The organism is Pseudomonas laurylsulfatiphila, from assembly GCF_002934665.1.
In the GTDB taxonomy this organism is placed as follows: Bacteria; Pseudomonadota; Gammaproteobacteria; order Pseudomonadales; family Pseudomonadaceae; genus Aquipseudomonas; species Aquipseudomonas laurylsulfatiphila.
The window spans coordinates 1-22,588 of the sequence record NZ_NIRS01000010.1 but is presented as its reverse complement, the minus strand read 5'-3'; the positions used below and the strand labels follow the sequence as shown (position 1 = coordinate 22,588).

Genomic DNA, 22,588 nt, shown 5'->3' with positions numbered 1-22,588 from the left:
GCCTCACTGGATGCCTGATGAACTTCCGTACCATTCTGATTCTCGGCGCCTTGAGCGCTTTCGGTCCGCTGGCGATCGATTTCTACTTGCCGGCCTTCCCGGCCATGGCGCTGGCTTTCGGCACGGACGAAAATCACGTCCAGATGACATTGGCGGCCTACTTCCTCGGCTTGTCCATCGGTCAATTGGCCTATGGCCCGGTGGCGGATCGTTTCGGGCGACGCATTCCGTTGCTCACCGGTGTCGGTCTGTTCACCGCTGCCTCGGTGGCGTGCGCCTATGCGCCGAATCTGGAATGGCTGATCGGTGCGCGTTTCGTCCAGGCGTTGGGTGGCTGCGCGGGCATGGTGATTTCCCGGGCGGTGGTCAGCGACAAATGTGATGCGGTGGGCTCGGCGAAAGTCTTTTCACAGTTGATGCTGGTGATGGGGCTCGCGCCTATCCTCGCGCCATTGCTGGGTGGGTTGCTGGTCAACACCACAGGCTGGCAGTCGATTTTCCTGGCCTTGACCGGGTTCAGTGCCTTGGCGGGGCTGGCGGTGGCCACGGGATTGCCGGAAAGCTTGCCGGCCCACATACCCCGCCAACCGCTGTCGGGCGCGCTGCGCCAGTACGGTCGGTTGCTGGCCGACCCGATATTTCTTGGCCACGCCTTGACCGGGGGCATCGCCATCGCCGGGATGTTTGCCTATATCGCCGGATCACCTTTCATCATCATCAAGCTCTACGGCGTTCCGGCCGAGCATTTCGGCTGGTTGTTCGGCACCAATGCGGCGGGCTTCATTCTGGTGGCGCAGGTCAACGCGCGGCTGCTGGCCAAACGGGGCCCGACGTTCTTGCTGGCGCGCGCGGTTTGGGTTTATCTCGCGGCCGGTCTGACCCTGCTCGCTGTCAGCGCGCTGCACACGGCCCACCTGTGGCCGCTGCTGATTCCATTGTTCATCTGTATTTCCAGCCTCGGTTGCATCAGCCCCAACGCCGCCGCCTGCGCGATGAGCGGGCAGGGCGCACGTGCCGGCAGCGCGTCGGCGCTGCTTGGTTGCCTGCAGTTCAGTGTGGCGGCCGGCGCCTCCGCCCTGGTGGGCATTTTGCACGATGGCAGCGCCGTGCCGATGGCCATGGTCATCAGCCTCTGCGGAATTCTGGTGGTGAGCGCTGCGGTGCTCACCCGGCGCTTGCAAAATGCCCGCGCGCTGGCGCAAGCCCAGGTTTGAGGCCGGAATCAGCCGGCAGCACGCTGCGGGTGGAGGATGGGAATCTGGTGAGGAGCCTGGATGCGGGCTTCGAGGGTACGCGTGAAAGCGCGAGCTTCTGCTTCGCTGCGGAACGTCACCGCATGCTGGTCTAAGCGGACTTGCCACTGGGATTTTGCCAATTCTTTTATCAGGATCTTCACAACTGATCACCTCTCGTAAAAGACGTTACGCAAAAGACTGCCTCGCAGGAGATTCGATTGTAGTCCTGAATACGAGCATCATTGTGACAAGGATCAACTGTCGGACTGACGGTTTGTAACTAAAAAAAACACGACTTTTCGAGGGCCTCCAAAGGGGTTGTCTGCGACCGGGACGCTCAGGTCGCAGACGAAAAAACGCAGAAACGATGAAACCTGAAAGGGTTTTTTCAGCGTTTCAAAACCCTTCCAGAACGATCTTGCCCTTGGCCTTGCCGCTTTCCAGCAGGGCATGGGCACGGCGCAAATTGGCCGCATTGATCGTCCCGAAATGTTCGCCCACCGTGGTTTTCAGTGTCCCGGCATCGATCAGCCAGGCGACGCGATTGAGCAGGTTGTGCTGCTCGATCATGTCAGCGGTTTCAAACAGAGAACGGGTGTACATGAACTCCCAGTGCAGTGACAGGCTCTTGCGCTTGAGCTTGGTCACGTCCAGCGACTTGGGGTCATCGATCAGCGCCAGCTTGCCTTGGGGGGCCAATGCCTCGACCAGTTGGTCCAGGTGCTGGTCGGTCTGGGTCAGGCTGGCGACGTGGGTGACCTGATCCACACCGGCCCGCTTGAGTGCTTCGCTCAGTGGCTGGCCATGGTCGATCACCAGGTCGGCACCCAGCTCCTTCACCCAGCTTTGGGTCTGTGCACGCGAAGCGGTGCCGATGACTTTCAGGGCCGTCAGCTGGTGAGCCAGCTGCGTAAGAATCGAGCCCACGCCACCTGCCGCGCCGACGATCAACAGGCTCTGACCTTCGTCGGTTTTGCCTTCGCGCACTTGCAGGCGTTCGAACAACAGTTCCCACGCCGTGATCGCGGTCAGCGGCAGGGCGGCGGCCTCGGCGAAACCAAGGGTCTTGGGCATGTGGCCGACGATGCGTTCATCCACCACATGCAACTCGCTGTTGCCGCCCGCACGGGCGATGGAGCCGGCGTAAAACACCTTGTCGCCGACCGAGAACAGCGTCACCTCACTGCCCACGGCCTTGACCACGCCAGCCACGTCCCAGCCCAGCACCTTGGCCGCACCATCTTCGGGCTGGACGTTCTGGCGCACCTTGGTATCCACCGGGTTGACCGAGATGGCTTTGACTTCCACCAGCAAGTCGCGAGGGCCGGCAACCGGCGCCGGCAGCTCGATGTCTTGCAGGGCTTTGTCATCACTGATCGGTAACGAGGTGTAGTAGGCAATGGCTTTCATGGACGACTCCTGAACACTAATAAAGAAGCGATTCGATGGGGGAGATGATTGGCTATTTCTCCTGAAGATAAAACCGGCTAAAAGAGCAGTCTCTTTCAATATTTTTTTGATAATAGGTGTTCTTGATGCTGCGTTTCGATGACTTGCAGTTGTTTGTCCGGGCGGCGGACCTGGGCAGTCTGTCCGCCGCCGCGCGGGGCATGGACATGTCGGCGGCGGTGGCCAGTGCAGCGCTCAAGCGCATCGAACGGCAACTCGGCGCCCGTCTATTGGCCCGTTCGACCCGCAGCTTGCGCCTGACCGCCGAAGGCGAGGGCTTTCTCGAATACGCCCGCGCGGCCCTGAGCAATCTCGACGAGGGCCGGCGATTACTGGCCAGCGGTCAGGACCAGGTCAGCGGGGTTCTGCAACTGTCGGCGCCGTCGGACTTTGGTCGCCATCTGCTGTTGCCCTGGCTTGACCAGTTTCAGCGCGAGCATCCGAAACTGACCGTGCGTCTGCTGCTGGGGGACCGCATCGCCGACCTGTTCCGCCAGCCGGTAGACATTGCCCTGCGTTACGGTGAACCGGAGGACTCCAGCCTGGTGGCGCTGCCCATCGCCCCGCAGAACCGCCGGGTGTTGTGCGCCGCTCCCGACTATCTGGCTCGCCACGGCGAACCGCGGCATCTGGAGCAACTGGCTCAGCACAATTGCCTGTTGTACATGCTCGGCAGCAGGGTCCACGATCACTGGAGTTTTCACGACGGCAAACGCGAAGTCAGCCTGACCGTCAGCGGCGATCGCTTCAGTGACGATGCCGATGTCGTTCGCCTTTGGGCCGTGGCCGGTGCCGGAATCGCCTACAAATCCTGGCTTGATGTCGCCGCCGATGTACTGGCCGGTCGCTTGAAGGTGCTGATGCCGGAACTGCTCTGCGAGCGCGCGCCGTTGAATCTGTTGTGCGCCCATCGCGCGCAATTGAGTAAGCCGGTGAACCTGTTGCGCGAAATGCTTGTCAGCCGATGCGCCCTGTTGAGCAGTCAATTTCCGGGCTTTTCGGATATCGATCATTAGTCGCACAAAAAAAGAGAAATTTCCCTCAGGAACGATCACCACCTATGCCTTGGGGAGGACAGGATCCGCCGACCAACCCGCATATACTAGCGCCCTCATCATATAAGTAGCGTCGATCCCCCAACGGCGGGTCCACGTTCGAGTCGGCCCGGCAGCACGGTCATCCTTCTGGCCTTCGCGGCATCGGCCAGGCAGCGCTAACGGGTGAGCAAGGCGTTGCCGGATTCATGGCAGTTTCCACGGATTGGCCGACGACACATTACTGGTCAAGATGTTTCTGGTCAGAAGACGAAACGATTCAACAGGGAGTGAATACATGGAACATGCACCTTGCATCAGCCAGATTGCCACATTGCTGGCTGACCCAAAGCGCAGCGCAATGATGTGGGCCTTGATGGATGGTTCGGCGCGAGCAACCGAAGAGTTGGCATTGCTGGCCGGCCTGTCACCGTCTTCGGCCAGTGCACACCTGGGACGTTTGTCCGCTGGAGGTCTGTTAAGGGTTGAAAACCGTGGCCGCAAACGCTTCTTCCGCCTGGCTGCCCCCGAGGTCGGGGCGGCAATCGAAGCGCTGGCCAGCGCGACCTTCGCCAGCGCGCCCCAGGATATTCCGGACGTGTTCAAGCGCAATGCGCCACTCGTCAAACCCCGGGCAGTGCGCTCGTCATTGCTGAGTGCCCGGCTGTGCGACGATCACTTGGGGGGTACCCTGTCCGCCGACCTGTATCAGCGACTGCTGGAAGCAGGCTGGATCGAACATTCGGATCAGCGGGTCACGGTCACGCTCAAGGGCGCGACGGAGTTGGCGGCGCGGGGAGTGTTCATCCAGGCGCTGGCTCATCACAACGGCAGGGTTGCCTGCGCGTGCCCTGACTGGAGCGAAAGACGCCCGCACATGGGCGGCTCGTTGGGTGCCGCCTTGTTGCAGCTGTTCATGCAGTCGGGGTGGCTGAGCCTGCCCAACGATTCCCGAGCCTTGCAGGTGACGGCCTCCGGGCAACGCGAAATTCATCGCTTTGCCCTGGAAACCGAGCTGGAAATGGCGCTCTAGGAGCCGGCTTGCCGGCGATGGCTGTGCCACATTCGGCATCATTGTTGAATCAGAGGGCGCCATCGCTGGCAAGCCAGCTCCTACAGTTGGATTTGCGGTGTTGCTCAGGGTTTTACCAACCGCGCATCGAGACTGTTCTGCGCCAGGCGTCTGGCCTGGTCCTGGGTCATGCCCAGGTGAGTGTGCAGGGCATGGAAGTTCTCCGTGACATAACCGCCGAAGTACGCCGGGTCATCGGAGTTCACGGTCACTTTCACACCGCGTTCCAGCATGTCGAGAATGTTGTGCTGCGACATGTGATCGAACACGCACAGTTTGGTGTTCGACAGGGGGCACACGGTCAGCGGGATCTGCTCGTCAATGATCCGCTGCATCAGGCGCTCGTCTTCGATGGCGCGCACGCCATGGTCGATGCGCTGGATTTTCAGCAGGTCGATGGCTTCCCAGATGTACTCGGGCGGGCCTTCTTCACCGGCGTGGGCGACGGTCAGGAAGCCTTCGTGACGGGCACGGTCGAACACGCGCTGGAACTTGCTCGGCGGGTGGCCCATCTCGGAGCTGTCCAGGCCCACGGCGACGAACGCATCGCGGAACGGCAGCGCCTGGTCGAGGGTTTTCTGCGCTTCGTCTTCGCTCAGATGGCGCAGGAAGCTCAGGATCAAACCGCTGGTGATGCCCAACTGCTGCTCGCCATCCTTCAGCGCGGCGGCGATACCGTTGAGCACCACCTCGAAGGGGATGCCACGGTCGGTGTGGGTCTGCGGGTCGAAGAACGGTTCGGTGTGAATCACATTCTGCTCTTTGCAGCGAAGCAGGTATGCCCAGGTCAGGTCATAGAAATCCTGGGAGGTGCGCAGCACATCGGCACCCCGGTAATACAGGTCGAGGAATTCCTGCAGGTTGTTGAAGGCATACGCCTTGCGCAAGGTTTCGACGTCGCTCCATGGCAAGGCAATCTTGTTGCGCTCGGCCAGGGCGAACAACAGCTCGGGTTCCAGCGAACCTTCCAGGTGCAGGTGCAATTCTGCCTTGGGCAGGGCGTTCAGCCAGTCATACATGATTCTTTTCTCATCAGGTGCAATGGTCGCCATTCTACAGAGGGTTGCCGCAACAATTGGTAAAACCTGACCAGGCGGTTCATCACCCCGCTTCCTGTTCCCGTCGATAGGCGTAGGTATCGGCGAAGCGCGAGAGCAGGAACCCGGCGCAGGTGGTGGCCGGGTATTTTGCCGGGTGCAATGCATCCTGACACCCGGGCAGGCATTCGATGCGGGTATCGGGGTGCGGCTCGGCGAAGAACGGCATCGAATAGCGATCCACGCCGAGCGGGCTGATCACCCGGTGCGGCGTCGACAGGTAACGGTCGTTGCTCCAGCGCGCCATCATGTCGCCGAGGTTGACCACGAACGTACCGTCGATGGGGGGTGCGTCGATCCACTCGCCTTTGACGTTGCGTACCTGCAAGCCACCGGCGGCGTCCTGATAGAGCAGGGTGATGCAGCCGTAGTCGGTATGGGCGCCAGCGCCTTGCTGCTCGGTGGAGCTGGCCGTGTGACGCGGCGGGTAATGGATCAGGCGCAACACACTGACCGGGTCATTGAAGCGAGTGTCGAAGAAATCGCGCTCAATCCCCAGCGCAATGGTCATTGCCCGCAACAGCATTTGTGCGAGGGCCTGCATGTCGACGTAGTGTTGCTCCATCAGCGCTTCCCAACCAGGCAGGGACGGATGGCGATTGGGGCCGCGCAAGGGTTTTTCCGCCAGTACGTCAGGGTGCCCGGCCGGCAGGTGCAGGCCCATGTCGAAGGTTTCCTTGAGGTCGCTGGGTTTGCTCGGGTCCAACTGTTCGGTGGCGATGGCGCCGTAGCCGCGATGGTGATGGCTTTGGGTGATGTCGATCTTGAGTTTTTCGGCGGTGGGTTGGGCGAAGAAGCGTTTGGCGTGGTCGAGCAGGGCATCGATGCGCGCGGCACTGATTGGATGGCCCTTGATGTAGAAGAATCCCCACTCGCGGCAGGCGTGGTCGATGTGTGTGGCCACGGCTGGCCAGGCGTTCTGGTCGTCGCTGTAGAGCGGTGCGATGTCAATGATGGGAAGGCTGGTCATGTTGCTTTCCTGATATGGAATGAGCTTTTGTAGGAGCTGGCTTGCCAGCGATGGGGCCATCCAATCCAAAATCATTGTTGAATGACACTACGCCATCGCTGGCAAGCCAGCTCCTGCAGGGGGCGTGTTACTTCGGTATTTCGGCCTTCATGCCTTCCACGTAGTAGTTCATCGACGCCAGTTCCGCCGTGGTCGCGCTCACGCCCGCCGGGATTTTTTCGACGCCGGCCTGATCCTTGATCGGCCCGGTGAACGGCTGCAGCGTACCGCTCTTGATATTGGCGATGAGCTGTTCGGCTTCACTTTTCACCGCTGCCGGCACCAGGTCGCTGATCGGCAGCTCAACCGTGCCTTCTTTCAAGCCGCCCCAGTAGTCCTGGGACTTCCAGTCATGATCGATCAGGCTTTGGGCTGCCTGAATGTAGTGCGGGCCCCAATCGTTGACGATGGAGGTCAGCACCGCCTTCGGTCCGAAGTGCGCCATGTCCGAAGCGTAGCCCACCGCATACACGCCGCGACGTTCGGCGGCCTGGATTGGCGCCGGGCTGTCGGTGTGCTGGAACACCACGTCCACGCCCTGATCGATCAGGGCGTTGGCGGCATCCGCTTCCTTGCCCGGATCGAACCAGGAGTTGACCCACACCACCTTGATTTCGGTACCGGGGTTGTACTTGTTCAGGGCCAGCTGGATGGCGTTGATGTCGCGGATCACCTCCGGGATCGGGAACGAGGCGACATAGCCGATCTTCCTGGTCTTGGTCATCTTCGCCGCGAGGAAGCCCCCGACGTAGCGACCTTCATAGGTGCGCGCCAGGTAGGTGCCGAGGTTCTTGTCCTGCTTGTAGCCGGTGGCGTGTTCGAAGGTCACCTGGGGAAACTGCTTGGCGACTTTCACGGTCGGGTTCATGTAGCCGAAGGAGGTGGTGAAGATCAGGTCGTATTTGTCCTTGGCCATGTTGCGGATCACCCGCTCGGCGTCGGCGCCTTCGGCGACGTTCTCCACGTAGTTGGTGGTGATCTGCGGACCGAATTTTGCCGCGAGCTCCTTGCGTCCCTGTTCATGCTGATACGTCCAGCCGTGGTCGCCGATCGGGCCGATGTAGACGAAGCCGACTTTCAGCGGGTCGTTGGCGCTGGCGCTCAGGCTGGCGCCCAGGCCGATGGCGGCGGTAACGGCGCAAAGCAGTTTCTTCAACGGACGGTTGTGCATGAATTGGAGCTCCATTTTGTTGTGTGGTTGGCAGGGGCAATGCAAATGGCTGACCAACCGGACAACAAAATTAAAGGCTGAAGGTTTTGCGGCGGTTGTGAGTGCGCTATCGCTGGCAAGCCAGCTCCTACAAAAGCCGGATCACCGTTCCCCTGTAGGAGCTGGCTTGCCAGCGATGACACACTCCGGTGCGCCAATGCACCTTCCTGCCTGCCCATGGTGCGCTAAGGTAAAACGAAACGTTAACGCCACCCCGCAGTCAGTAGCTCATCGGCACCACTCGGCAAAAAGGCTCGCCATGCTCACCACCCTCAAGCAAGAAGGCTTCCTGCTGTTGGCGTTGATCGCCGCGTGTGTGGCCTATCCGCTGGAGCACTGGATGCTGCACAGCGGCCAGGTCATCGCACTGATCAGCGGGCTGGTGCTGATTGCCTTCATCGTCGCCGCCTCCATGCGCGTTGCCCATCAGGCCGAGTTGCTGGCGGAGAAGGTCGGTGACCCCTACGGCACGATGATCCTGACCCTGGCCGCCGTGCTGGTCGAAGTGGTGATCCTGGCGATCATGATGAGCAACGAAGCCTCGGCCACGCTGGTGCGCGATACGATCTACTCGGCGGTGATGCTCGACATCAATGGCATCCTTGGCCTCGCGGCGTTGATGGGCGGGCTCAAGCATGGCGAACAGTCCTATAACGATGATTCGGCGCGCAGTTATAGCGTGATGATTCTCACCGCCATGGGAGTCTCGATGGTGGTGCCGGAGTTCATTCCCGAAGCGCGATGGAAGCTCTATTCGGCCTTTACCATCGGCACGATGGTGGTGCTCTACGCCTTGTTCCTGCGCATGCAGGTCGGGCCGCACAGTTATTTTTTCAGCTACAGCTACCCGGACAAGCGCCGCCGGAAGGAGTCAGGCGCGGAACCGCAGCCGGTCAATCTGGTGCTGAGTATCGGCACCTTGGTGTTCGGGGTGGTGGTGATTGGCGCACTGGCCGAAGTGATGTCCAGGACCCTCGATCTGGGGCTGGAAGGGACGGGGGCACCGCCGGTGATTACGGCGATCCTGGTGGCGGCGATCTCTGCGGCGCCGGAGATCTTGACCGCGTTGCGCGCGGCACTGGCCAACCGCATGCAGTCGGTGGTCAACATCGCCATGGGCGCGTCACTGTCGACGGTGATCCTGACGGTGCCGGTGATGGAGGCGATGGCGCTCTATACCGGCCAGCCATTCCAGATGGCCATGACCCCGGTGCAGACCGTGATGGTGTTTCTCACCCTGATCGTCAGCGCGATCAATCTCAACGACGGCGAAACCAACGCCATCGAAGGCATGACGCATTTCGTGTTGTTTGCGACGTTTATCATGTTGTCGCTATTGGGACTCTGAAGGCCCCACAAAACCAATGTGGGAGCGAGCCTGCTCGCGATAGCGGTGTGTCATACACAAAATATGTCGACTGACACGCCGCCTTCGCGAGCAGGCTCGCTCCCACAGTTTTAATCGGTGTTGTGTCAGGTCCCTGCAATCAACTGTCGCGCCGCCTGGCTGTGATCGGCAATCAAGCCCTTCAGATCCAGCCCCTCGACCTGCCCGTCAATCACCCGCCACTTGCCACCGACCATCACCCGGTCCGCGCGATCGGCGCCGCACAGCAGCAGGGCCGAGACCGGATCATGGCTACCGGAGAAGCGCAGTTCATCCAGCTTGAACAGCGCCAGGTCGGCCTGCTTGCCTACCGCCAGTTCACCGATATCGGTACGGCCCAACAGACTGGCCGAGCCTTTGGTCGCCCAGCCGAGCACGCGTTCCGGGGTGATCTTCTCGGCGCCATAGCGCAGGCGCTGGATGTACAGGGCTTGGCGCGCTTCGAGCATCATGTTCGAGGCATCGTTGGAGGCTGAACCGTCCACGCCCAGACCCAGCAGGGCGCCAGCGTCAGTCAATTCGATGCTTGGGCAGATGCCCGAGGCCAGGCGCATGTTCGAACTCGGGCAATGGCAGATACCGGTCCCGGCGGCGCCGAGGCGGGCGATCTCGTCCGGGTTGAAATGGATGCCATGGGCCAGCCAGGTACGCGGGCCGAGCCAGCCGACGCTGTCCAGATAGTCCACGGTGCGCAGGCCGAAGCGTTGCAGGCAGAAATCTTCTTCGTCGAGGGTTTCTGCGAGGTGGGTGTGCAGGCGCACGTCGAGTTTGTTCGCCAGTTCGGCGCTGGCCGACATGATTTCCGGGGTCACCGAGAACGGCGAGCACGGTGCCAGGGCGATCTGGATTTGCGCGCCGTCACCGCGCTCGTGGTATTCGGCGATCAGCCGCTGGCTGTCGGCGAGGATCACTTCGCCTTCCTGCACGGTCTGTTGCGGCGGCAGGCCACCGTCCTTTTCACCGAGGCTCATGGAGCCGCGGGTGAGCATGGCGCGCATGCCCAGTTCGCGAACGCTCTCGACTTGCACGTCGATGGCATTTTCCAGACCTTCCGGGAACAGGTAGTGATGGTCGGCGGCGGTGGTGCAGCCGGACAGCAGCAATTCGGCCAGTGCGACCTTGGTGGCGAGGGCGAGTTTTTCCGGGGTCAGGCGTGCCCAGACCGGGTACAGGGTTTTCAGCCATGGAAACAGCGGCTGATTGACCACCGGCGCCCAGGCGCGGGTCAGGGTTTGATAGAAGTGGTGATGGGTGTTGATCAGGCCCGGCAGGATCACATGCTCGCGAGCATCGAACACTTCATTGCATGGTGCGGAAGGTTGCTGGCCTGCGCCGAGCACTTCGACGATCAAGCCGTCTTGCAGCACCAGGCCGCCACGGGCATCGAGACCGTTGGAGGTGAAAATGGCGAGGGGATTCTTTAACCAGGTACGGGTCGCAGGCATGTCGGCCGGCTCCTCTGAAAGTTGGGTTCAGGGTTGCCAGCTCAGTGTTGCCCTGTCTGCTGATCCAGGTTCGCCGGGGAGGCGAGGTGGGCAGTTTCGATCAAAATGCCGTTATGGGCAAGCCCGGCCCGACAGAACAACTCAAGACCCTGTGGGAGCGAGCTTGCTCGCGATAGCGGTGTGTCAGTCAAATCGTTGTTGGTTGTGCCGCCGTCATCGCGGGCAAGCCCGCTCCCACAGGGTAGTGTGTTGGCGGTAATTACCAGGGAATGGTTTCGCCCCGGTAATTGATGAAGTGATGCCCGCCCTTGCCGACATACGCATTCACCTGATCAACCAGGCCACGGGTGCTGGTTTCGACATCGATGTCCGCGCCTTCACCGCCCATGTCGGTCTTCACCCAACCAGGGTGCAGCGACAGCACAGTGAGCGTTGTGTCGCCCAACTGAGTGACGAAGCTGTTGGTCATGGAGTTCAGTGCCGCCTTGCTGGCCTTGTACAGCGCCAGCTCCGGCGCATCGGGCATGGTCACGCTGCCCAGCACGGAACTCATGAATGCCAGCACGCCGGTGTCCGGGCGAATCTGTTCGACAAAACGCTGGGCCAGGTTGATCGGCGCCACGGCGTTGGTGAAAAACAACTGACCGACGTCGGCCATCGTCGCGCCACCGTTGGGTGTCTGGACATCCGGTCCCTTGACCCCGGCATTGACGAACAACAGGTCAAACACCTCGCCCTTGAGTTGTTGGCTCAGGGCGGACACCGCTGGCTGATCGTCCATGTCGAGCTGTTCGATCCGCACCTTGCCCAGGGCCTGCAAGGCCTCGGCTTTTTGCGGATCGCGCACGGTGGCGGTGACTTGCCAGCCATCGGCCAGCAGGGTTTTCACCAGCCCGAGGCCAAGCCCTCGGGAGGCGCCGATAATGAGTGCGGTTTTTGCCTTGGACATGAGTGGCTTCCTTGAAAATTCAGGATCGTGGATTCAATGGACACTGTTGCCCGAGCCGTTGTTGCAACTCTTCGCGTAGCGCGCCGAGTTCGGTCATGCGGGCTTCGATCAGTTTGAGTTTGTCTTGCAGCAGTTGCGTGACGGCGCTGGCCTTGGTTAATTCACCGATGCGCATCATGACGTCTCGAAGGGGCTTGACCCTGGAGCATACTCCAGGCTTTAGCCTTGTTGCTCCCTGAATTGATGGAGCAATGTCGATGTGGACTACAACGCAATATCGCCGGTTGGTGCAAGGCAGTGCCTGGTATGACTTGTTGGTGACGATGGCGTTTGTCACGCCGTGGAGTTTTGCGGCGTTGCATGGGGTTTTGACTGCGCTGAGCCAGGCGTTGAGTTTGCCTGGTGAGCTGCCACCGTTCGAACCGGTGCACATGTTGATGGCGAATCTGTTGGGCTCGATCGTCTGCGTATGGGCGGTGCTGCGGATTCGTGATCCGCAGCAGGTTTTCGGGCGTTATGACGCCGTGGCCAGATTCCTGTTTTCGGCCTGGCAGGCTTATGCCCTGATCCAGGGTGCGAGTTCGATTCTGGTGGTTTTTCTGGTGTTTGAATTGGCGTGGGGCGTGGCTCAGGTGTTGCCTGTTCGGGCCCCTTCGCGAGCGGGCTCGCTCCCACAGGGTTTGCGCCAGACTCGGTTATGTGGGAGCGAGCCTGCTCGCGAAGAGGCCCACCCAAACAACCACTAATGCCCGGCCTGCCACGGCTGCCCCAACGACACCGGCGCATACAACCGTGTCCGCAGCGCATCCCGTGACAACAGCACCAGCACTACTATGGTCGCGACATACGGCAGCATCGCCAGCAGGCTCGACGGAATCGCCAGCCCCAATCCCTGCGCCACCAGGTGCAGGATGCTGGCGAGCCCGAACAGGTACGCGCCGAGCAGCAAGCGCCACACCCGCCAACTGGCGAACACCACCAGCGCCAGGGCAATCCAGCCGCGCCCGGCGCTCATGTTCTCCGCCCACATCGGCGTGTACGCCAGGGACAGATAAGCCCCGGCCAAACCGGCCATTGCACCGCCGAATAACACCGCCAAAGTACGCACTGACAACACCGGCAAACCTATGGCACTGGCGGCAGCGGGATTTTCCCCGACGGCTTGAATGATCAGCCCGACTCGGCTCTTCAGAATGACCCAGGCCACCAGCGCAAACAGTGCGAACGACAGATACACCAACAGGTCCTGGGCAAACAGCATCCGCCCGATCAGCGGGATTTCGCTCAGATAGGGAATCGCCAAGGGTTCGAAACCCGCCAGCGGTTTGCCGACCCAGGCCGCACCGACAAAGGTCGACAGGCCCACGCCGAAAATCGTCAGGGCCAGACCGGTGGCCACCTGATTGGCATTGAACACCAGTGCCACCAGCGCAAACAGCGATGACAACAGCATCCCGGCGAGCATCGCCAGCACTACGCCGAGCCACAGGTGCCCGGTATTGAACGCGACGATGAAACCGATCACCGCACCAAACAGCATCATGCCTTCCTGGCCCAGGTTGAGGACGCCGCTTTTCTCGCAGATCAGTTCCCCCAGCGCCACCAACAGCAACGGCGTACCGCAGCGGACCATGGCGTAGAAAATATTGCTCAGCAGATCGATATCCATCACAACGCTCCTGCGTGTACGGCGGTGGCTTGGGCACGGCGGGTCCAGCGCAGGTTCAGGCGCGGCCGGTAGAGAATCAGCACATCGCTGGCCAGCAGGAAAAACAGCATCATGCCCTGGAACAATTGGGTGATCGCTTGCGGCAGGTTCAGGCTCATTTGTGCGCTTTCACCGCCAATGTACAGCAGCGCCATCAACAGGCTGGAAAACAGGATCCCGAGCGGATTCAGGCGACCGAGAAACGCCACGGTGATCGCCGCATAGCCGTAGCCCGGCGAGACCTGCGGCACCAGTTGACCGATCGGCCCGGTGACTTCGCACACACCGGCAAGCCCCGCCAGACCACCGCTGATCAACAGCGCGAGCCAGATCAAACGCTTCTCGCGAAAGCCGACGAAACCGGCGGCCCGCTTGTCCAGCCCGAGCACCTTGATCTGGAAGCCGACAAAACTTTTCTGCAACAGCACCCACACCGCCACTAAGGCGAGCAGGGCGAAATACACCCCGGCGTGAACCCGTCCATCCTCCATCAAGAGCGGCAAGCGGCTGGCATCCCCGAACATCGCTGACTCGGGGAAGTTGAACCCGGCGGGATCCTTCAACGGACCGTGAACGCAGAACAGCAACAGGTTCAGCGCGATGTAGTTGAGCATAATGCTGGTCAGGATTTCATTGGCGTTGAAGCGTGTGCGTAACCACGCCGTCAGGCCGGCCCAGGCAGCACCGGCCAGGGTGCCGGTGAGCAGGATCAGCACCAGCGCCCAGCGGCTTTGTACATCGATGATGTTGACCGCCAGCGCGCTGCCGGCCAATGCACCGAGCAGCAGTTGACCTTCGGCACCGATGTTCCAGATGCGCGCCTGGTAGGCGACGGCCAGGCCCAATGCGCACAGCAGGATCGGCAGGGCTTTGACCAACAATTCAGAGACGCCATACAGGTCGCTGACTGGCGCGATCAGCAACGTGTGCAAGGTCAACAGCGGGTCATGCCCGAGCGCGATGAACAACAACGATCCACAGCCCAGGGTCAGCGCAGCCGCCAGCAACGGCGAGCACCACAGCATCAGCCGCGATTGCTGGCCGCGGGGTTCAAGAGAAAGCAGCATGTGACACTCCGTTAGCGCGTGGCGGATGCGCGTGATTGAGGGGCAGCGAACTGGCCGGCCATCCAGCCACCGACATCGCTCAGGCGCGTATCGACCGTGGCGTGGAGCGCCGACAATCGACCGCCGCACAAGGCGCCGAGGCGGTCGCTGATCTGGAACAGTTCGTCGAGGTCTTCGGAGATCACCAGGATCGCCGCGCCGGCATCGCGCAAGGCAATCAAGGCGCGATGAATGGTGGCGGCCGCGCCGACGTCCACCCCCCAGGTTGGGTGCGCGGCGATCAGCAGTTTGGGTTGCTGAAGGATTTCCCTGCCGAGGATGAATTTCTGCAGGTTGCCGCCGGACAGGCTGCGGGCCGGGGTTTGGCTATCGGGTGTCTTGACCCCGAAACGGCGGATGATTTCCTCGGCCAGCGCTTCGACGCTGCTGCGCCGAATCAGACCCTTGCTCACCAGTCCTTGCTGGAAAGCGGTCAATAGCGCGTTGTCTGCCAGGCTCAACTCTGGCACCGCGCCATGGCCCAGGCGTTCGGCGGGGACAAAGCTCAGGCCCAGTCTGCGACGTGCGTCGGGGTGTAAATGGGCAGCCGGTTCCTGGCCAAAACGCAGGGTTGCGCCTTCGTTGCGATTGAGGCGTTGTTCGCCGCTGAGCAAGGCCAGCAGCTCGTCCTGGCCATTGCCCGCGACACCCGCGATGCCGACGATTTCGCCGCTGCGCACTTCAAGATTGATGTCCTTGAGCGAGCAACCGAACGGGTCCGGGTTGTGCCAGGACAATCCACGTACCTCAAGGAACGCATCACCCCCGGTCACCTTCGGATAGTTTGCGATCAACTGCGCCGCCTCACCGACCATCAGGCGCGCCAGTTGCTGATCCGTACAGTCGGCTGGCACGCAATGTCCGGTCACGCGCCCGCCGCGCAGTACCGTCGCGCTCTGGCATAACGCCCGGACTTCCCCGAGCTTGTGGCTGATGAACAAAATGCTGCAGCCCTCGGCGGCGAGCCGGCGCAGGGTGACGAACAAGTCGTCGGCCTCTTGCGGCGTCAGTACCGAAGTCGGTTCATCGAGAATCAACAGGCGGATGTCCTGCATCAGGCAGCGAATGATTTCCACCCGTTGCCGTTCTCCGATCGACAGGCTGTGGACAAGTCGCTCCGGTTCCAGCGCCATGCCATAACGTCGGGATACCTCGCGAATCTTCGGCTCAAGTTGTCTGGGTGTGCCTGCCGCCGCGCCCATGGCCAGGGCGATGTTCTGCGCCACGCTCAAGGTTTCGAACAGCGAGAAGTGCTGGAACACCATGCCGATGCCCAAACTCCGGGCCTGGGCCGGGTTGCGCAGGGTTACCCGCTGACCTTGCCAGATCACCTCGCCCGAATCGGCCTGGGTGACGCCGTAGATGATTTTCATCAGCGTGCTTTTGCCTGCGCCGTTTTCCCCAAGCAGGGCATGGATCTCGCCAGGGGCAATGGTCAGGTCGATGGCATCGTTGGCCAGGCAACCGGGGTAGCGTTTGCTGATCCTGCGCAGTTGCAGGCGCGGAACCGGATCCGGGATTGGAGCGTGATTGGGCATGACAGGCTCGGTGCTGTTGGACTTGTGCCTGTGGATAAAGCAATTTTCTGGCCATCAGGTCAGGAAAATCTTCAGGTCGTATGAGTCGAGGCGTTGAGTCCGCAGCTTTCAAATGTGTTGCACGGAGCCCGGCACCAGATGGGGGCAAGGGTGCAAATCAAGCCCCGATTTTGCTCGTGTGGTTTTGCTCAAAAAATGATCAATCGACCACAAGCCATACCGTGCAGGGTGCCGAGACGGCCATGAACGGGTTATCCACAGATTGCTCCACAGTATTTGTGCGCAAGCTCAAGGCATGGGCATAAGCACTGGGTGGCTTTCTTCTAAAGGTGATAAATCTCTGTAACTGTTTGTTTTTGCTTGAATTTGATGCGCTTGATGGCAGATTGGACGAAAATTGAGCAAAGTCCGCAAAGCCGCATGACAGAAGGGTTACAGCGGTATGTGCTCAGGTTATCCACAGCCGGGTGCACAGCAGATGTGGGCAAATATGGAATAAGTGGAAAAGCGGCGTGCCCCAAAAGATCGCAGCCTGCGGCAGCTCCTACAGGGGAACGCATTCCAAATGTAGGAGCTGCCGCAGGCTGCGATCTTTTGCTCTTGTTTTCAGCGCTGTAAAAGAATACGTCCACGACTCAAATCGGCCAGCTGTGACTGCAAGGTATCGATCTGCGCATCGCCTACCGCCAACTGCAACTCGACACCATTGGCGGTGAAGCTTTCATCCACAACCAGGCCACCTGCCTCCGCCACCCGCAGCTTGACCAGGGCCAGCTCGGCAAACCCGCAAGCGCAACGCAACGGCACCCGGCTGATCAACTCAACCTTTGGCGCCGCTTGAAGGCATTTGTTCGCACCTCCGCCATAGGCCCGGGCGAGACCACCGGTGCCCAGTTGGATGCCACCGTACCAGCGAATCACCAGCACCGCGACCTGATCACAATCCTGTGCCTCTATCGCCGCCAGAATCGGCCGACCTGCCGTGCCGCCGGGCTCGCCATCATCGGTGCTGCGATATTGATCGCCGAGCTTCCATGCCCAGCAGTTGTGCGAGGCATTCAAGTCGCTGTGCTGTTCAATGAACGCCTGGGCCTCGGCCGGGCTGGAGATCGGCGCGGCGAAGGTAATGAAGCGGCTCTTGCGAATCTCTTCGCGGTATTCGCAAAAACCGCTGAGGGTAAAAGGCATATGTATTTAAATGGCAGGTTGCAGGCCGCAGCCCTTGAGGATGATGCGGATCAGGTTGTCCCCGGCGTCTTCCATGTCTTGCTTGGTCAACTTGGTGCGCCCGGTGACGCGGCAGATCTGCGTGGCGAAGTCGGCGTAATGCTGGGTGCTGCCCCACAACAGGAAGATCAGGTGCACCGGGTCGACCGGGTCCATTTTACCGGCGTCGATCCAGGCCTGGAACACGCCCGCACGGCCCTGGAACCAGGCGCGATAGTCCTGGTTGAAATATTCGGTCAGGCATTCACCGCCGCTGATGACTTCCATGGCGAATATTCGCGACGCTTGCGGCTGGCGGCGGGAAAACTCCATTTTGGCGCGAATGTAACGGGTCAAGGCCTCGGTCGGATCATCCTCGGCGGTGAGGGTGTTGAAGGTGCTGTCCCACAACTCGATGATGTTGCTCAGCACCGCCACGTACAAACCGAGTTTGTTGGTGAAGTAGTAATGCAGGTTTGCCTTGGGCAGCTTGGCATTCTGGGCGATGGTGTTCATGCTCGTGCCTTTGTACCCGTGACGGGCGAACTCGTCTTCGGCGGCTTTGATGATGGTCTCTTCGTTCTTCTGACGAATGCGGCTGACGGGTTTTCCGCCGTGGGCTGGGACTTCAAAGATCATAGGCACTTCCGAACTGGTAGGTGGGTGCAACCAGTGCGTTGATAGCGTAAAACCGAAACCACCACAACCCTGTAGGAGCTGCCGAAGGCTGCGATCTTTTGATCTTGATTTTAAATACCTGGATCAAAAGATCGCAGCCTTCGGCAGCTCCTACAGGGGGGTAATTGTTCAACGCGTCGCGGCCAGGCTCTCGAGAAAACTCTCCAGCACCAGATGCGGTCGACGGCCCTTGCGTGTGACCGATGCCAGGCTCAAGTCATAGAAGCGCGTTTTAGCTTTCAACGCTCGCAAACGGCCTTGCTGTACCCAAAGACTCGCATAGTGATCCGGCAGATAACCGATATAGCGTCCGGTCAGGATCAGGAACGCCATGCCTTCGCGGTCCGAGGCGCTGGCGGTGCAATTGAGCGCCTGGTAGTGAGCCTGGATTTCCGCCGGTAAGCGGAAGGTGGGGGCGATGGCGTCCTGACTGTTCAGGCGCTCGTCGTCCAGTTGTTTGTCGTCGACATAAAACAGCGGATGGCCGACCGCGCAGTACAACAGCGATCGCTCGCTATACAGCGGTTGATATTCCAGTCCGGAAAGCGCGCTGGCCTGCGGCACCACGCCGACGTGCAGGCGGCCGTCGAGCACGCCTTGTTCGACTTCGTTGGGCGCGATCATGCGGATCTGGATCTGTACGTCCGGGCCGCGCTCTTTCAACTGCGCGAGGGCATGGGTGATGCGCATGTGGGGCAGGGTGACCAGGTTGTCCGTCAGGCCAATGATCAATTCGCCACGCAAGTGCTGGTGCAGACCGTTGACCTCGGTGCGGAAGCTTTCCAGCGCACTTAACAGTTGCAACGCCGATTGATAGACCTCGCGACCTTCTTCGGTCAGGGAAAAACCGGCGCGTCCACGTTGGCACAGACGCAGGCCGAGGCGTTGCTCCAGATCGCTCATCTGCTGGCTGATCGCCGAGCGACCAATGCCCAGCACGGTTTCCGCCGCGGAGAAGCCGCCGCACTCCACCACGCTGCGAAAGATCCTCAGCAGGCGAATATCAAAGTCGCTGACCTGGGCCAGCGGATCGGGACGGCGAGTGCTCATGCGGGCTACCAGAAAGTTTAGTGATTGGCTGACTGAACATTAGAAGAGTTGCATTTCACCGACTTTATCCCCGTGGCAATTTAGCTGCAACAACGGTTTTCAATCCTTACGCCGCTTATTGCCTTGCGAGGTTTTGCCCATGAACTTGCCTGAAAACGCCCCGACTTCGCTGGCCAGCCAGCTCAAGCTCGATGCTCACTGGATGCCTTACACCGCCAACCGTAACTTCCAGCGCGACCCGCGCCTGATCGTTGGCGCCGAAGGCAGCTGGCTGATCGACGACAAGGGCCGCAAGGTGTATGACTCGCTGTCGGGTCTGTGGACCTGTGGCGCCGGCCACACCCGCAAAGAAATCCAGGAAGCGGTCGCCAAGCAACTGGGCACGCTCGATTACTCGCCAGCCTTCCAGTACGGTCATCCGCTGTCGTTCCAGCTGGCCGAGAAAATCACCGACCTGACCCCGGGCAACCTGAACCACGTGTTCTTCACCGACTCGGGCTCCGAGTGCGCTGACACCGCGGTGAAGATGGTCCGTGCCTACTGGCGCCTGAAGGGCCAGTCGACCAAGACCAAAATGATCGGCCGTGCCCGTGGCTACCACGGTGTGAACATCGCCGGCACCAGCCTCGGCGGCGTGAACGGCAACCGCAAACTGTTCGGTCAGGCGATGATGGACGTCGACCACCTGCCGCACACTCTGCTGGCAAGCAACGCCTACTCCCGTGGCATGCCGGAGCAGGGTGGCATCGCCCTGGCTGACGAACTGCTCAAGCTGATCGAACTGCACGATGCGTCGAACATCGCGGCGGTATTCGTCGAGCCATTAGCCGGTTCCGCTGGCGTGCTGGTTCCGCCACAGGGTTACCTCAAGCGTCTGCGTGAAATCTGCGACCAGCACAACATCCTGCTGGTGTTCGACGAAGTGATCACCGGTTTCGGCCGTACCGGCACCATGTTCGGCGCCACCACCTTCGGCGTGACCCCGGACCTGATGTGCATTGCCAAGCAAGTCACCAACGGCGCGATCCCGATGGGCGCGGTGATTGCCAGCTCCGAGATCTACCAGACCTTCATGAATCAGCCGACGCCTGAGTACGCGGTCGAGTTCCCGCATGGCTACACCTATTCGGCACACCCAGTGGCTTGCGCGGCGGGCCTGGCAGCACTCGACCTGCTGCAAAAGGAAAACCTGGTACAGAGCGTGGCTGAAGTCGCACCGCATTTCGAAAACGCGCTGCATGGCCTCAAAGGCACCAAGAACATTATCGACATCCGCAACTTCGGCCTGGCCGGTGCGATCCAGATCGCACCACGTGACGGCGATGCGATCGTGCGTCCGTTCGAAGCCGGTATGGCACTGTGGAAAGCCGGGTTCTACGTCCGCTTCGGCGGCGACACCCTGCAGTTCGGCCCAACCTTCAACAGCAAGCCGCAGGACCTGGATCGTCTGTTCGACGCGGTCGGCGAAGTGCTGGGCAAGATCGACTGATTTCTCCTTCTATATACCTATAAACAACGGGCGCTCGGGAACGGGCGCCTGTGGACAACTTTTCAGGAGCTTCCATGAGCGTTATTCCGCATTTGATCAATGGCGAACTGGTGACCGAGAACGGTCGCGCGGTTGATGTGTTCAACCCGTCTACCGGTCAGGCTATCCACAAGTTGCCGCTGGCGACCCGCGAAACCATCCAGAGCGCCATCGACGCGGCCAAGGCTGCATTCCCGGCCTGGCGCAACACGCCGCCGGCCAAGCGTGCCCAGGTGATGTTCCGTTTCAAGCAACTGCTGGAGCAGAATGAGGCTCGCATCTCGCAACTGATCAGCGAAGAGCACGGCAAGACCCTGGAAGACGCTGCCGGTGAATTGAAGCGCGGCATCGAGAACGTCGAGTTCGCTTGCGCGGCTCCGGAAATCCTCAAGGGCGAGTACAGCCGCAACGTCGGCCCGAACATCGATGCCTGGTCTGACTTCCAGCCGCTGGGCGTGGTTGCCGGTATCACGCCGTTCAACTTCCCGGCCATGGTGCCACTGTGGATGTACCCGCTGGCGATCGTCTGCGGCAACTGCTTCATCCTCAAACCGTCCGAGCGTGACCCGAGCTCGACGCTGCTGATTGCCCAGCTGCTGCTGGAAGCTGGTTTGCCTAAAGGCGTACTGAGCGTGGTGCACGGTGACAAGACTGCGGTGGATGCGTTGATCGAAGCGCCGGAAGTCAAGGCGCTGAGCTTCGTCGGTTCGACGCCGATTGCCGAATACATCTACTCCGAAGGGACCAAGCGCGGCAAACGCGTTCAGGCCCTGGGTGGTGCGAAGAACCACGCCGTGCTGATGCCGGATGCTGATTTGGACAACGCTGTCAGCGCACTGATGGGCGCGGCTTACGGTTCTTGCGGTGAGCGCTGCATGGCGATCTCCGTGGCCGTGTGTGTCGGTGACCAGGTCGCCGACGCTCTGGTGGCCAAGCTGGTTCCGCAAATCCAGGCGCTGAAAATCGGTGCCGGTACTTCCTGCGGTCTGGACATGGGCCCACTGGTGACTGGCCAGGCTCGTGACAAAGTCAGCGGTTATGTAGAAGACGGCGTAGCCGCCGGCGCGACGCTGGTGGTGGATGGTCGTGGCCTGACCGTGGCCGGTCATGAAGAAGGCTTCTTCCTGGGGGGGTGCCTGTTCGACAACGTCACGCCAGAGATGCGTATCTATAAAGAAGAGATCTTCGGGCCAGTGCTGTGCGTTGTTCGGGTCAACAGCCTGGAAGAAGCCATGCAACTGATCAATGATCACGAGTATGGCAACGGCACCTGCATCTTCACCCGTGACGGCGAAGCGGCGCGGTTGTTCTGCGACGAGATCGAAGTCGGCATGGTCGGCGTCAACGTACCGTTGCCGGTGCCGGTCGCCTATCACAGTTTCGGCGGCTGGAAGCGTTCGCTGTTCGGCGACCTGCACGCCTACGGCCCGGACGGCGTGCGTTTCTACACCCGTCGCAAGGCCATCACCCAGCGCTGGCCGCAGCGTGCGAGCCATGAAGCTTCGCAGTTCGCGTTCCCTAGCTTGTAAGTAGAAGGGTGTAGAAGGCCGACCCGTTGGGTCGGCCTTTTTTGTTTTAGAGGCTTTTTTGGCCTATATGACAGATTTGTGAAAATAGGTGTTGACGGCAGATTTCAGATGTCTATAATTCGCCCCACTTCCGGCGCAGTCGAAACGGAAAACTCCTTGATAAACAAAGAGTTACGCAGTTTTCGGCAGCGGGTTGCTTCAGGTCATCGAAGCGTAAAGGAAGTTGAAAAGGAGGTGTTGACAGCAGCGAGTAACGCTGTAGAATTCGCCTCCCGCTGACGAGAGATCGAAAGCGCAAGTGGTTGAAGTTGTTAAGGATTCCTTGAAAACTTCTGAAAAAAATCACTTGACAGCAAAT

20 protein-coding genes and 1 pseudogene are annotated in these 22,588 nt (G+C 60.6%); 7 read left to right on the top strand and 14 right to left on the bottom strand.

Annotation, left to right across the window (positions count from 1 at the left end; translation table 11 throughout):
* Positions 1-17: 17 nt before the first annotated feature.
* Positions 18-1,214: a multidrug effflux MFS transporter gene (locus CD175_RS29675; RefSeq protein ID WP_104451461.1), complete on the top strand. Its 1,197-nt coding sequence runs from the start codon at positions 18-20 to the stop codon at positions 1,212-1,214.
* An 8-nt stretch (positions 1,215-1,222) separates the two neighbouring features.
* Here the strand turns inward: CD175_RS29675 and CD175_RS31390 are convergent, their stop codons facing one another.
* Together CD175_RS31390 and CD175_RS29670 are read right to left on the bottom strand one after the other, a co-directional pair.
* Entirely contained in the window at positions 1,223-1,396 is a 174-nt protein-coding gene (locus CD175_RS31390; protein WP_007971850.1) for a hypothetical protein, read from the bottom strand.
* 235 nt (positions 1,397-1,631) lie between these two features.
* Positions 1,632-2,645 (bottom strand): zinc-binding alcohol dehydrogenase family protein, encoded by a 1,014-nt coding sequence (locus tag CD175_RS29670; protein ID WP_104451460.1) that lies wholly within the window; start codon positions 2,643-2,645, stop codon positions 1,632-1,634.
* A 125-nt stretch (positions 2,646-2,770) separates the two neighbouring features.
* On the opposite strand from CD175_RS29670, the gene CD175_RS29665 reads away from it, so the two are divergent.
* Both CD175_RS29665 and CD175_RS29660 read left to right on the top strand, forming a co-directional pair.
* Positions 2,771-3,700: a transcription regulator VimR gene (locus tag CD175_RS29665; protein ID WP_104451459.1), complete on the top strand. Its 930-nt coding sequence runs from the start codon at positions 2,771-2,773 to the stop codon at positions 3,698-3,700.
* A gap of 316 nt (positions 3,701-4,016) precedes the next feature.
* Positions 4,017-4,751 (top strand): ArsR/SmtB family transcription factor, encoded by a 735-nt coding sequence (locus tag CD175_RS29660; RefSeq protein ID WP_104451458.1) that lies wholly within the window; start codon positions 4,017-4,019, stop codon positions 4,749-4,751.
* A gap of 104 nt (positions 4,752-4,855) precedes the next feature.
* On the opposite strand, the gene CD175_RS29655 is transcribed toward CD175_RS29660, so the two are convergent.
* The 3 genes from CD175_RS29655 to CD175_RS29645 all read right to left on the bottom strand — a co-directional run bounded on the left by CD175_RS29655 (position 4,856) and on the right by CD175_RS29645 (position 8,067).
* Positions 4,856-5,809, bottom strand: coding sequence for an adenosine deaminase (locus CD175_RS29655; RefSeq protein ID WP_015093335.1), 954 nt, complete (start codon positions 5,807-5,809; stop codon positions 4,856-4,858).
* Between the two features lie 82 nt (positions 5,810-5,891).
* Positions 5,892-6,857, bottom strand: a complete 966-nt coding sequence (locus CD175_RS29650; RefSeq protein WP_104451457.1) for an isopenicillin N synthase family dioxygenase — start codon at positions 6,855-6,857, stop codon at positions 5,892-5,894.
* Positions 6,858-6,984: 127 nt separating this feature from the next.
* Positions 6,985-8,067, bottom strand: coding sequence for a BMP family ABC transporter substrate-binding protein (locus CD175_RS29645; protein WP_104451456.1), 1,083 nt, complete (start codon positions 8,065-8,067; stop codon positions 6,985-6,987).
* 298 nt (positions 8,068-8,365) lie between these two features.
* Here CD175_RS29645 and CD175_RS29640 point away from each other — a divergent pair, with 298 nt between their 5' ends.
* On the top strand, positions 8,366-9,454 hold the full coding sequence (locus tag CD175_RS29640) for a calcium:cation antiporter (protein ID WP_104451455.1): 1,089 nt from the start codon (positions 8,366-8,368) through the stop codon (positions 9,452-9,454).
* A 125-nt stretch (positions 9,455-9,579) separates the two neighbouring features.
* On the opposite strand, the gene CD175_RS29635 is transcribed toward CD175_RS29640, so the two are convergent.
* From CD175_RS29635 to CD175_RS31385, 3 genes and pseudogenes are all read right to left on the bottom strand, one after another.
* Positions 9,580-10,938 carry an 8-oxoguanine deaminase gene (locus tag CD175_RS29635; RefSeq protein ID WP_104451454.1) on the bottom strand — a complete coding sequence of 453 codons (1,359 nt, stop codon included), beginning with the start codon at positions 10,936-10,938 and terminating at the stop codon, positions 9,580-9,582.
* A gap of 259 nt (positions 10,939-11,197) precedes the next feature.
* On the bottom strand, positions 11,198-11,887 hold the full coding sequence (locus CD175_RS29630) for an SDR family oxidoreductase (protein WP_104451453.1): 690 nt from the start codon (positions 11,885-11,887) through the stop codon (positions 11,198-11,200).
* Between the two features lie 19 nt (positions 11,888-11,906).
* Positions 11,907-12,035: pseudogene (locus CD175_RS31385) on the bottom strand (MerR family transcriptional regulator); the annotation flags it as partial.
* A gap of 109 nt (positions 12,036-12,144) precedes the next feature.
* Between CD175_RS31385 and CD175_RS29625 the strand changes: the two are divergent.
* Positions 12,145-12,633, top strand: coding sequence for a hypothetical protein (locus tag CD175_RS29625; protein WP_104451452.1), 489 nt, complete (start codon positions 12,145-12,147; stop codon positions 12,631-12,633).
* Here CD175_RS29625 and CD175_RS29620 read toward each other — a convergent pair.
* The 6 genes from CD175_RS29620 to CD175_RS29590 all read right to left on the bottom strand — a co-directional run bounded on the left by CD175_RS29620 (position 12,630) and on the right by CD175_RS29590 (position 19,173).
* Positions 12,630-13,556: an ABC transporter permease gene (locus CD175_RS29620; RefSeq protein WP_104451451.1), complete on the bottom strand. Its 927-nt coding sequence runs from the start codon at positions 13,554-13,556 to the stop codon at positions 12,630-12,632. The genes CD175_RS29625 and CD175_RS29620 overlap by 4 nt on opposite strands.
* Entirely contained in the window at positions 13,556-14,662 is a 1,107-nt protein-coding gene (locus CD175_RS29615) for an ABC transporter permease (protein WP_104451450.1), read from the bottom strand. The genes CD175_RS29620 and CD175_RS29615 overlap by 1 nt, the downstream gene beginning before the upstream one ends.
* An 11-nt stretch (positions 14,663-14,673) precedes the next feature.
* Positions 14,674-16,239, bottom strand: a complete 1,566-nt coding sequence (locus CD175_RS29610; protein ID WP_104451449.1) for an ABC transporter ATP-binding protein — start codon at positions 16,237-16,239, stop codon at positions 14,674-14,676.
* A gap of 606 nt (positions 16,240-16,845) precedes the next feature.
* On the bottom strand, positions 16,846-17,427 hold the full coding sequence (locus CD175_RS29605; RefSeq protein ID WP_015093345.1) for an IMPACT family protein: 582 nt from the start codon (positions 17,425-17,427) through the stop codon (positions 16,846-16,848).
* 6 nt (positions 17,428-17,433) lie between these two features.
* Positions 17,434-18,084, bottom strand: a complete 651-nt coding sequence (locus tag CD175_RS29600) for a TetR/AcrR family transcriptional regulator (protein ID WP_104451448.1) — start codon at positions 18,082-18,084, stop codon at positions 17,434-17,436.
* A gap of 168 nt (positions 18,085-18,252) precedes the next feature.
* A complete protein-coding gene (locus CD175_RS29590) occupies positions 18,253-19,173 on the bottom strand; it encodes a LysR family transcriptional regulator (protein ID WP_007971880.1) in 921 nt (306 codons plus the stop codon).
* 139 nt (positions 19,174-19,312) lie between these two features.
* On the opposite strand from CD175_RS29590, the gene aptA reads away from it, so the two are divergent.
* A complete protein-coding gene (aptA, locus tag CD175_RS29585; protein ID WP_104451447.1) occupies positions 19,313-20,662 on the top strand; it encodes an omega-aminotransferase AptA in 1,350 nt (449 codons plus the stop codon).
* A 74-nt stretch (positions 20,663-20,736) separates the two neighbouring features.
* Positions 20,737-22,230, top strand: a complete 1,494-nt coding sequence (locus tag CD175_RS29580; RefSeq protein WP_046816441.1) for a CoA-acylating methylmalonate-semialdehyde dehydrogenase — start codon at positions 20,737-20,739, stop codon at positions 22,228-22,230.
* Positions 22,231-22,588: the final 358 nt, after the last annotated feature.